This is a genomic window from Rhodanobacter ginsenosidimutans (assembly GCF_042655685.1).
GTDB lineage: Bacteria > Pseudomonadota > Gammaproteobacteria > Xanthomonadales > Rhodanobacteraceae > Rhodanobacter > Rhodanobacter ginsenosidimutans.
In genome coordinates this window covers 98,874-110,744 of sequence record NZ_JBHSMM010000003.1, presented here as the reverse complement: position 1 = coordinate 110,744, position 11,871 = coordinate 98,874, and the positions used below count along the sequence as shown (strand labels likewise).

Genomic DNA, 11,871 nt, shown 5'->3' with positions numbered 1-11,871 from the left:
CCACGGCGCCCGTCGCACGCGCCACGCTGCCGCTGAAACAGCATGACACGCCCACGACAACCGGCATAAACTCGTCGTTCCGGAAAACGACGGGATCTGCCATGGACGCGGAGCAGCTTCGACGCGGTTCACTTGTGTCCGACCCAGCGCCAGATACCAGTCGCGGCCGCTGGCCGGCCCGGGCCCAGCGTTTGCTGGAAGATATCTGCGCCCGCTGCGTGGCCGAGCTGCACCAGCCCCTGCAACGAAGCCTGGCCGCGTTCGACCAGCACGTCTTCATGCGCGCCGAGAAAGCGCACCAGGCCAGCGAGCAACAGGAATATTTCGCCACCCGCCAGCGGGTGCAGCAGGATCGCGCGGCCCTGGGCCAGCGTTTCGCCAACCGACTGGTGGTCTCGTTCGACCGCATCGGCCACCACACGCCGGCGCCAACAAATCATCTGGGCACCTGGGGCCAGCTCGAATTGCTGGACCCGGTCGAACACGAGCTGAGCATGACGCTGGAGCAGTTGTCGGCCCGCGCCGAGGCACGCCACGGCACCGTGCTGCATGAGCTTGGTTACCGTCTCGGCGTGCTGGTCGCCGCCCCGCCGCTGGAAGGCGAAGCGCTGCCGAACGGCCCGCGCGCGCTTATCCACGCGTTCCACCACGTCAGCGGCTCGCTCGCCCTGCCGCTGACGCAGCAGCAGACCTTGCTGCATTGTTTCGACCAGTCGGTGCTGCGCACGCTGGGGCCGCTGCTGGCCGCGGTGAACGCGCGGCTGCTGGACGACGGCATCCTGCCGCGCTTGCGCGGCACGCAGCTGCCGCGCCACGTCGCCAGCCGGCCGCATGCCGTACCCACGCCCGACGCTGCGCCAGCAGCTGCCACGCGAAATGCCCCGGCGGCGCACGAGCCGATCGCGGTGCTCGAATCGCTGCGCGACCTGCTGTCGCAGCAGCGCAGCACCGACGGCACTGGTAGCGGCCAACCCGCCGGTCGCGCCGCCAGCCCGGAAGAACTTCAAACCGCACTCGCCGCGTTGCAGGCGCACCTGGTCGCCGTCACCGATCACGCCAGCCGCGAGTTGCGCAGCGCGCAGCGGCTGCGCGACGAGCTTCTGGTCCATCTCAACAGCGGCAAGCCTGCCGACGCGCCGCGCACCGAGCTGAGCAGCGAGCAGGGCGACACGGTGGAGCTGGTGGCGATGCTGTTCGAGCAGCTCGGCGAGCAATTGCAGCGCAACGGCAATGCCAAGGCACTGCTCGGCGGCCTGCAGTTGCCGCTGCTGCGGGTGGCGATGACCGACCACGATTTCTTCGAACGGCCCGAACACCCCGCGCGGCAGTTGCTGGATACCGTCACCACCACCGCCAACGACTGGTTCGACGGCGGCGACGAGGAAAGCAACCGGCCGCTGGCGGCCAAGCTGGAACAGCTGGTCTCACGTGCCCGGCAGGAGCCGCCCAGCGCGGACTTGTATGCCAGCCTGCTGGCCGACATCAAGCGCCATGTCGAAGTGCTCAGCCGCAAGGCGCAGGCAGCCGAACATCGTCATCTGGAAGCCGCGCAAGGTCGCGAGCGGCTCGACCAGGCCCGCCAGCGCGCCACCGAACTGATGGCCGAACGCTTCGCACAGTCACCGCCGCGTGGCCTGCTGCGTGCGCTGCTGGATCGCGCCTGGTCCGACGTGCTGGCGCTGACCCTGCTTCGCCATGGCGAGGACAGCGAGGCCTTCGCGGCGCAGCTGCAGGTCACCGACCAGTTGCTGGGCCGGGTGCCGACGACCGACCGGCAACAGCTGCGCCAGGACGTGGAAACCGGCCTGCAGCAGATCGGCATGCATGCGGAGGAGGCCGAACAGGTCGCCCAGCGCCTGCTGGGCATCGACAGCGCCGCCCCCGCGGTGGACCTGCCCAGCGCCACCGACCTCGCCATGCGCCTGAAGCATCACCAGCGGCTGGGCGAGCAATCTGATCAGCCCGAACCCGCCACGCAGGTCCAGCCACCCGTCGACGCGCACGAGCGCGAGATCCAGCTGCGACTGCGCCGGATGCCGTTCGGCAGCTGGTTCGAGTTCGAGGACGCCGCCACCGGCCAGATCACCCGACGCAAACTCAGCTGGTACTCGCCCATGTCCGGCCGCTGCCTGATGGTGACCCGGCGCGGCCAGCGCGGCGAGGAAATGACCCTGGCGCAACTGGCCCATGACATTGCCCGCGGCCGCGCGCGCGAAATGCCCACGCCGCGCGAAAGCCTGCTCGACCGTGCCTGGCACGGCCTGACCGGCGCCTTGCGCCAATCCACCACCCCGAGCGCCGTGGCGCAGGGATACCGTCGCCCATGAATTCACCCGACAACCCCGCCAACCAGCGCCGCAGCGAGCGCAAGCCGATCAACTTCACCGCCGTGGTGACCGACGTGATCAGCGGCCAACCGCTGGGCCACCTGGGCAACCTGTCGGTGGGCGGCATGATGCTCATCAGCTCCAAGGCACCGCGCAACGAGGCCCTGTACCAGGTCAGCCTGACCCTGCCGGCGCAGCCCGGCCTGCAACCATCGCAGCCGATCGAAGTGGGTATCCAGGAACAATGGCAGGCCGCCGCCGCCAGCCCGGGGCAGATCTGGGCCGGCTATCGCATCGTGGCAATCAGCGATGCCGACGCCGGCCACCTGGACCGCTGGCTGGCGCAAGCCTGACCTTCTTCACTGGCCGGCCACCCGCCGCCGTCGCATCATCGGGCCACCGCTTATCGCGGCCGTACCCGCGCGACGCCGTGATGAAACCCTTCGCGCCGCCCCGCTGCGGCCGCCTCGACGAAGGGAAAAACCATGCACGATCAGCTCGCCGCCCTGTACCCCCAACACCTGGCCACCTTGCGCGAACGCGCCGACAAGGCACTGGCGCTGGGCGGTTTCGACCATCTGCTGATCGCCGCCGGCATGCCTACGGAAAAATTCCTGGATGACCAGGATTTCCCGTTCGCCGTCAATCCGCATTTCAAGCACTGGCTGCCGCTGACCGACGCGCCGGGCAGCTGGATCATCCACTCGCCCGGCAGCAAGCCGAAGCTGGTGTTCCTGCAGCCGCGCGATTACTGGCACGTGGTGCCACAGGCGCCGCAGGGCTACTGGGTCGAGCATTTCGAGATCGTGATCGTGCGCAACGCGGCCGAGGCGCTGGCTGCCCTGCCCGCCGGCAACCGCGCGGTGATCGCGCCCGGCCCGGTCGAGGGCGTGGAGGTAAACAACCCCGCCACCGTGTTCGATTATCTGCACTGGCATCGCAGCTTCAAGACGCCGTACGAACTGGCGCTGATGCGCGAAGCCAGTCGCATCGGCACCCGCGCCCATCGCGCCGCTGGCGATGCCTTCCGCGCGGGCGCCAGCGAGTTCGACGTCCACATGGCGTATCTCGACGCCGCCCGCCAGATCGACGCGGAGCTGCCGTACGCCAGCATCGTGGGCCTCAACGAGCACGGCGCCGTTTTGCACTACAGCAGGTTCGACCGCACACCGCCGCCGTCCAGCCGCTCGCTGCTGATCGATGCCGGCGCCAGCGCCGCGGGTTATGCCAGCGACATCACGCGCACCTACGCCGCCGCGGACGCCGGCGAATTCCAGGCCCTGATCGACAGCGTCGACGCGGCCCAGCAGGGCTTCGTGTCGATGGTGCGCGCCGGCCAGAGCTACCCCGACCTCCACATCCACGCCCACCACGTGCTGGCCGGCGTGCTGCGCGAGCACGGCGTCATCCGCATGAACGCGGAAAGCGCGGTGGAGTCCGGCGTCAGCAGCGCGTTTTTCCCCCACGGCCTGGGCCATTCGATCGGCCTGCAAGTGCACGACGTGGCCGGTTTCCAGCAGGGCGAACGCGGCGGCACCATCGCCCGCCCCGCCGGCCATCCTTACCTGCGCATGACCCGCACGCTGGAGCCGGGCATGGTGGTGACCATCGAACCTGGCCTGTATTTCATCGACATGCTGCTGGCCGAACTGCGCGATAAACCGGTGTCGAAGGACATTGACTGGAACAAGGTAGAAGCCTTCAAACCCTACGGCGGCATCCGCATCGAGGACGACGTGGTGTGCACGGACGACGCGCCGGAGAACCTGACCCGCGATGCGTTTGCGCAAGCCAGCTGACCCGACCCAGCGCCGTCGTCACAACCGCTCCGTACACCTGCCGAGCGGTAGCCGATCCCAACCATTGGCCGAAAGATCGGCACAAAGCGTGTTTTCGCCGGGAAACAACATGGGCATTGGCCTGAGCCCGGCCCTGATCGTCGAGAACAGCGGCCCGGTGCAATAACGCCGGCACCACCTGCTGGTCGAACTGATCGATTCCGGCGCGCAGGGCACCATCGCGCACATCATCGGTCTGCCAACGCCGCTGGCTCGACCGGTTGCGTCTGCGGCAGGACGCCCCGCCGCCTGTACCCGGAGTCCGCGAAGAACGCCAACCAGCGGCATACGTGACGATGGCCGCCGCTTCGGCATTGCCAACGGAAGCTGCCGTGGCAGGTTATGGCCGCGTCGTTCCCTGGGCTACACAAACGCGAGCCGTCCGGCTACCGTGATGACGATCACGAGGTTTCGTTATCCACCGTCAACGTCAAGTGCCGGCGGGAACAGGGGGCAGGCTCTTGGCGCGTATTCACTTTATTTCCGGGTTGCCGCGTTCCGGCTCGACCTTGCTGGCGGCATTGCTGCGGCAAAATCCGCGCTTCCACGCCGGCATGAGCGGGCCGCTGGCCGGCATGGTCGGCGCGTTGCTGGCCGAGATGAGCGGGCGCAACGAGTTCTCCCTGTTCATCGATGACGCTCAGCGCCAACGCGTCGTGCGGGGCTTGTTCGACAACTATTACGCCGACTGCGGCGCCGAGGTGATCGTCGACACCAGCCGCGCCTGGTGTGCGCGGATAGGAGCGATGGCGCAACTGTTTCCCGACGCGAAAGTGATCGCTTGCGTGCGCCACGTGCCGTGGATCATCGACAGCATCGAGCGGGTCATCCAGCGCAACGCGTTCAGCCCATCGTCCATCTTCAACTACTCCCCCGGCGGCACCGTCTACACCCGCGCCAACGGCGTGGCCGGCACCGACGGTCTGCTGGGCTATGCCTACGACGCGCTGAAGGGCGCGTTCTACAGCGAGCACGCCGACCGGCTGCTGCTGGTGCAATACGAAACCCTCACCACCGATCCGGCCAGGGCTCTCAAGGCCATCTACGAATTTCTCGGCGAGCCGGCCTTCGCGCACGACACCGACCACGTCGACTACGACGCGACGGAGTTCGACCAGCGTGCCGGCACGCCGGGATTGCATACCGTGCGGCCCCGGGTGGCCGCGATCGAACGCAACACCATCTTGCCGCCGGACCTGTTCCGCCGCTTCGAGAACGACGCCTTCTGGCGCGACCCCAAGCTCAATCCGCGCGGCGTGCGCATTGTCTGAAGCCCACGCCGGCCTTCATTCGGGCCGTTTGCCGATAACCCCATCGCGTCAATCGTCCTAACCGGCGTGCCGAGGAAAACACCATGAACCGTATCTACCGTCTGGTCTGGAACCGCGCGTTGCGCGTCTTGCAGGTGGCATCCGAACTGGCATGTACCCCAGGCACCGGCAACGCGGTGAACGCCAGCACCTCGCCCCTGCGCAAGCATCCGCTGGCGCTGGCCTGCCTGGCCGCACTGGCGCTCGGCACGCTCGCCTCGCCAGCGTGGGCGGCCAGTTGCACCGTCAACGGCACCTCGTACGACAACTGCACGCAAGGAACGGCAGGAAACACCGGAACCGGCGCATCCGGAGCAACTGGCGTGCTGGGCACAGATGCGGCAACTCTGGGGCAAACAGGCGGCGACGGTGGCTATGGTGGAAACGCTTCCACAGCGACCGCCGGGACAACGGGTGATGCCGCGACCACCGGCTCCACGACCGTTGCCATCGACAGCGCACTCGCCGGCGGCGACGGCGGCAACGGCGGCAACGCAAATGGCGGTGCCGGTGGCAGCGGTGGCTGGCCAGTGCAAGGCGGCAATGGGGACGGCGGCAATGGTGGCTCGGGCGGGGATGGCGGAAGCGCAGGGGCAGGTGGCAACGGCGGCAACGTCATCAACGGATCGGGGTTCACGATAGACAACAGCGGAACGCTTGTCGGCGGCACCGGCGGCGCTGGCGGCAACGCCTTCGGCGGAACAGGCGGCAGAGGCGGCCAGGGTGCGAACAATACCGGCGACAGCGGCAATGGCGGCGTCGGCGGCAACGGCGGCAGCGCCGGCAACGGCGGCAGCGGTGGCAACGGCGTGGATGGAAGTGACTTCCAGCTCACCAACCTCGGAACGATCACCGGCGGCCACGGAGGCAGCGGTGGTATCGCCACGGGTGGTATGGGCGGCCTCTCCGACTACCCCGGGGCCCCCGGTGGCCAATGGGGCACGACGGGAGCCAACGGCAACCCCGGCAACGCGGGCATTGCTGGCGCCGGTGGTATCGGCGTGGTCTCCACGGGCGGCAGCACCATCACGACAGCGGGCGTCATTGCCGGTGGCCTGTCTGGCGACAACGCGACGCGTGCGGATGCCGTGCGCCTGTCCGGCGGCGACAACACGCTGACCCTGGAAAATGGCTACAGCTTCACCGGCAACGTGGTCAGCAACAGCGGCGCGGCGAATGGTGGCGACACCCTGGCGCTGGGCGGCGACACCGACCCCGCCACGGCTTTCGACGTGTCCCACATCGTGAGCACCGCGCCGACCTCCTACACCGGCACCCCGCAGTACTACGGCTTCACCGCCTACAAGAAAACCGGCACCAGCACCTGGACCCTGACCGGCGCAGGCGCTGGCCCGGCATGGCAACTGCTCGCCGGCACCTTGCAGATCGGCGACGGCACCACCACCAGCTCCGTCACCGGGGCGACCGGAATCGACGGCGCGGGGGCTACCAACGGCACGGTTGGCGGTAATTCAGTGGCCGCCAGCAGCGGCACCACCCTGACCGTCATGCTCAGCGGCACAGCCCAAGGCGGCAACGGCGGCGAAAGCGGCAGCGGCTATGGCGGCAGCGGTGGCGCGGGAGTCAACGGCGCCAGCGTCACCGTAAGCAATAGCGGCGTCATCACCGCTGGCGATGGTGGCTACAGCTCAAACAGCACCGGCGGCAACGGCGGTAATGGCGTCAGCGGCTCCGACTCCACCGTAAGCAATAGCGGCGCCATCACCGCTGGCGATGGTGGCTACAGCGCCAGCACCACCGGCGGCAACGGTGGTTACGGCGTCGGCGGCTCCGGAACCAGCGTGACCAACAACAGCGTCATCAACGGCGGCGCTGGCGGCGACGGCTACAGCAACGGCGGCAACGGCGGTGGCGGCGTCAGCGGCGACAATCTCGGCCTGACCAACAACAGCGGCGGCAGCATCACCGGCGGCGCTGGCGGCGTCGGCAACAGCAGTGGCATGGGCGGCAACGGCGCCAGTGGCAACAATCTGCGCATGACCAACGCCGGCGCCATCACCGGCGGCGTCGGCGGCGAAAGCTCCAGCAGCGGCAGCGGCAGCGGCAGAGGCGGCACCGGCGGCGCCGGCATCAGCGGCGACAATCTCAGCCTGACCAGCAACAGCGGCAGCATCACCGGCGGCGCAGGCGGCGAAAGCGGCGGCTTCGGTGGCGCCGGTGACGTCGGTGGCCACGGCGGTAATGGCATCAGCGGCGACGCTCTCGTCGTAACCAACCGCAACATCATCAGCGGCGGCGCAGGCGGCAGCGGCCACAGAAGCAACAGCAGCGGCGGCAGCGGCGGCGACGGCATCAGTGGCCCCAAGCTCATCTTGACCAACAACAGCGGCGGCACCATCAGCGGCGGCAAAGGCGGCATCCGAGGTGGTACTGGCGGTGTCGGCGGCAACGGCGGTAACGGCGTCAGCAGCTCCGAGCTCAGCTTGACCAACAACAGCGGCAGCACCATCACCGGCGGCGACGGCAACGGCGTCGGCAGCAAGGGTGGCAATGGCGTAACGTCCACCGGCAACACCAAGATGACCAACGCCGGCACGATCCGGGGCGGGAAGAACGCTAACGGCAGCCGGGCCGACGCGGTTAACTTCAGCGGCGGCGGCAACCAGTTGACGCTGCTGAAAGGCTACAGCTTCGTCGGCAACGTGATCGGCAGCGCCAACAGCGACATATTGGTATTGGGCGGCAACACGAATGCCACCTTTGCCGCTTCAAACCTTGTCACCACGTCACCCACGTCGTGGAGCGGTACGGTCAGGTACTACGGCTTCACCGAATTCACCAAGACCGGCACCAGCACCTGGACTCTGACCGGCACCACGGCGGTGGTTACGCCGTGGACGATCAGCGCCGGCGCGTTATCGGTATCGAGCGACGGCAACCTCGGCGATACCAGTGGCGGGTTGTTGCTGAACGGCGGCACGCTGGAGGTAACCGGCACGGCGTTCACCACCACGCCGCGAGCGATCACCCTGGGCAGTGCCGGCGGCGGGTTCGACATCGCTGATGCCAGCAACAACTTCACCGTATCGCAAGCACTGTCGGGCAGCGGCACGTTGTCCAAGAGCGGCGATGGCACGCTGACGCTTACCGGCGCCAACACCTATACCGGCGGCACCACGATCACGGCCGGTACCCTGCAAGGCGATACCGCCAGCCTGCAAGGTGACATCGTCAACAACGCGGCCCTGGTGTTCAAGCAGAGCACGGCGGGCACCTTTGCCGGCGCGATGTCCGGTAACGGGGCGCTACGTATCGACAGCGGCACCACCTTGGTGCTGGATGGCAACAGCAGCGCATTCACCGGCGCCAGCACAGTGCAGGATGGCACGCTGGTCATTGGCAGCGTCGCCGGCAACAGCGCCGCACTGGGCGGCAGTGTCACGGTGGACAGTGGTGCCACGCTGGGTGGCCATGGCCGCATCGGCGGCGGCGTCGCGCTTGATGCCGGTGCCCACCTGGCACCGGGCAACAGCATCGGCACGTTGACCATCGACGGCGATCTCACCGCCGCGCAAGGCAGCGTGCTGGACTTCGAGTTGGGTACGCCCGGCGCGACCCTTGCATCGTTTGGCAGCGGCGACAGCGTGACAGTGGGCGGCAACCTCAAACTCGATGGCGCCACGCTCAATGTCAGCGATGCCAGCGACTTCGGCCCCGGTCTGTACCGCCTGTTCAGCTATGGCGGCAGCCTGACCGAAACCAACGGCGGCATCAGCCTTGGCAGCACGCCGACAGGCGCGATACTGCAGATCCGGAACCTCACCGGAAACAAGCAGATCAACCTGTTCAACGCGACCGGCCTGACACTGAACCTGTGGAACGGCAACGGTCTGGCTGACGCCACACAAATGGGTGGTGGCGACGGCACCTGGTCAACCACGGCAGCGAACTGGACGGATGCCAATGGCAACACCACCGCTCCAATGACCCCCCAGCCGGGCTTCGCCATTTTTGGTGGCACCGCCGGGACCGTGACGGTAGACGGCAACAGCGGCGCCGACCCGGTCAGCGCACTGGGCATGCAGTTTGCCAGCGACGGCTACACGTTGACCGGCGACGCGCTGACTTTGGTTGGCGATGCCGGCGCGGCACCGATCATCCGCGTGGGTGATGGCAGCGCAGCGGGTGCAGCCTATACCGCCACGATCAACAACGTGCTAGCCGGCAACGACGGTTTGACCAAGGCCGACCTCGGCACCCTGGTGCTTGCCGGCGCCAACACCTACACCGGCGGCACTACGATCGGCGCCGGCACCTTGCAGATCGGCAATGGCGGCGCGACCGGTTCGATCACCGGCGATGTCCTCGACAACAGTACCCTCGCCTTCGACCGAAGTGATGACCTGAGCTTTGCCGGGGCCATCACCGGCACGGGTTCGCTGGCGCAGAACGGCAGCGGCACGCTGACGCTTACCGGCGACAACACCTATACCGGCGGCACCACGATCACGGCCGGTACCCTGCAAGGCGATACCACCAGCTTGCAAGGCAACATCGTCGACAACGCCGCACTGGTGTTCAACCAGAACACGGCCGGCACTTTTGCCGGAGCGATTTCCGGCAGTGGCTCGCTGACCAAGATCGGCAGCGGTGTAGTCACCCTCTCCGGTACCAACAGCTATGCCGGTGGCACCACGATCACGGCCGGCACCCTGCAAGGCGACACCATCAGCTTGCACGGTAACATCGCCGACAACGCCGCACTGGTGTTCAACCAGCACGGCAACGGCACGTTTGCCGGCACCCTCTCCGGCAATGGCACGCTGACCAAGGCCGGTGACGGGGAGTTGATTCTCAACGCCATCAATTCATTCAGCGGCGCAACCCACGTCCAGGCCGGCACCTTGATTGTCGGCGACGATGGCTACGACGGCGCGAGCCTGGGCGGCATGGTCAACGTCGCCAGCGGCGCCACGCTGGGCGGCTTCGGTACGGTCGGTAGGCTGGATCTCTACGGCACGTTGGCACCGGGCCACAGCATTGGCACGCTGCACGTAGCCGGTGACGCCACTTTCCGCAGCGGCTCCATCTACCAGGTGGAAATCACGCCGGATGGCCAAAGCGACCAGCTGGCCGTGGCGGGCAAGATCAGCATTCTGGGTGGCACTGTCATGGTGCTGGCACCGGATGGCGATTGGACCCCCAAGACGAGCTACACCATTTTCAGCGCGGGCGATGGCATTGACGGCCAGTTCGACAGCATCGGCAGCAACCTGGCCTTCCTGGCCCCACTGTTCAGCTACAACGCCACCAGCCTGGAGCTGGTATTGGAGCGCAACGACGTCAGCTTCAGTCAAGCCGCGCAAACGGGCAACCAGAAAGCCACCGCCGACGCGGCCGAAAGCCTGGGCATAGGCAACCCGCTCTACGACGCGCTGGTCAAGCTGGATGCACCCACGGCACGCATGGCGTTCGGGCAACTTTCCGGCGAAATCCACGCCAGTACGCGGACCGCCATTGCCGACAACGATCGGTATGTACGCGATGCCGTCAATCAGCATCTGCTGGGCCCGGGCAACGAAGCCAGCGCCGGCGGCGTCGCGGCCTGGGTCAGCGCCTGGGGCCACGGTGGTCATCACGACAACGATGGCCAAGCATCGAGATTGGACACGACCGGTAGCGGCCTGTTGGTGGGTGCCGACCTCGCCGTGGGTGCATCGTCGGTGGCCGGTGCGGTGCTCGGATCGGGCCAGGCCACCGCACGAATCGCCAGCCAGGGTTCGTCCGCGCATGTGCGAAACCGGCACATCGGTGTGTACGGCAGCACCGACCTCGGCGTGGTGCAATTGAAGGGCGGCGCGATCTACAGCTGGCAACGGGTGGACACGAGCCGCTTCATGGCCTTCGGCGATTTCGCCGATACCGCGAGCAGCCGCTACGACGCCCACACCACCCAAGTCCATGTCGATGGCAGCCACGCGTTCGCGCTGGGCAGCAGCACCCTCGCACCGTTCGTGAACGTGGCTTGGGCGCGACTGGATACGCCCGCCATCCACGAGAATGGTCGTGCCGCCCTGAGCACCCACAGTCAACGCGATACGCTGACGGTCGGCACGCTGGGGCTACGCGGGATGTTTGCGCTGGGCGCGCCCGACGACGGCACGCATGCCCATATCAGCCTCGGCTGGCAGCACGCATGGGGTGATGTGCGGCCAACCAGCACGATGCATTTCGCCGACGGCGGCAGCAGCTTCGACATCACCGGCGTGCCGGTGGCGCGCAACGCGGCGGCACTCTCCGGCGGCGTCAACTTCATGCTGGCAAGCAATGTGTCCGTAGACGCCACCTACAGCGGGCAATTCGGCAACCACGCCACCGACCAGTCGGCGCGGATGAGCCTGACCTGGCGGTTCTGAGGCATACGGCAAGGGCGTG

5 protein-coding genes are annotated in these 11,871 nt (G+C 67.4%); all 5 read left to right on the top strand.

The window, feature by feature from the left end; translation table 11 throughout:
- Window positions 1-134 precede the first annotated feature (134 nt).
- The 5 genes from ACFPK0_RS13120 to ACFPK0_RS13100 all read left to right on the top strand — a co-directional run bounded on the left by ACFPK0_RS13120 (window position 135) and on the right by ACFPK0_RS13100 (window position 11,852).
- The gene (locus ACFPK0_RS13120) at window positions 135-2,327 is read left to right on the top strand and encodes a DUF1631 family protein (RefSeq protein WP_377341341.1); all 2,193 of its coding nucleotides are present in this window, start codon (window positions 135-137) and stop codon (window positions 2,325-2,327) included.
- Window positions 2,324-2,680 (top strand): PilZ domain-containing protein, encoded by a 357-nt coding sequence (locus ACFPK0_RS13115; protein WP_056084904.1) that lies wholly within the window; start codon window positions 2,324-2,326, stop codon window positions 2,678-2,680. The genes ACFPK0_RS13120 and ACFPK0_RS13115 overlap by 4 nt, the downstream gene beginning before the upstream one ends.
- 132 nt (window positions 2,681-2,812) lie before the next feature.
- Complete coding sequence (gene pepQ, locus ACFPK0_RS13110) at window positions 2,813-4,126, top strand: Xaa-Pro dipeptidase (protein WP_377341339.1); 1,314 nt, start codon at window positions 2,813-2,815, stop codon at window positions 4,124-4,126.
- A 500-nt stretch (window positions 4,127-4,626) separates the two neighbouring features.
- Window positions 4,627-5,436, top strand: a complete 810-nt coding sequence (locus tag ACFPK0_RS13105) for a sulfotransferase family protein (protein WP_056084901.1) — start codon at window positions 4,627-4,629, stop codon at window positions 5,434-5,436.
- Between the two features lie 83 nt (window positions 5,437-5,519).
- Window positions 5,520-11,852: an autotransporter-associated beta strand repeat-containing protein gene (locus tag ACFPK0_RS13100; protein WP_377341337.1), complete on the top strand. Its 6,333-nt coding sequence runs from the start codon at window positions 5,520-5,522 to the stop codon at window positions 11,850-11,852.
- The last annotated feature ends 19 nt before the right edge of the window (window positions 11,853-11,871 follow it).

Excerpts from the sequence above, each read along its gene's own strand:
- ACFPK0_RS13115 (WP_056084904.1), top strand. The coding sequence starts at position 2,324 with ATGAATTCACCCGACAACCCCGCCAACCAGCGCCGCAGCGAGCGCAAG.
- ACFPK0_RS13100 (WP_377341337.1), top strand. The coding sequence starts at position 5,520 with ATGAACCGTATCTACCGTCTGGTCTGGAACCGCGCGTTGCGCGTCTTG.
- pepQ (WP_377341339.1), top strand. The coding sequence starts at position 2,813 with ATGCACGATCAGCTCGCCGCCCTGTACCCCCAACACCTGGCCACCTTG.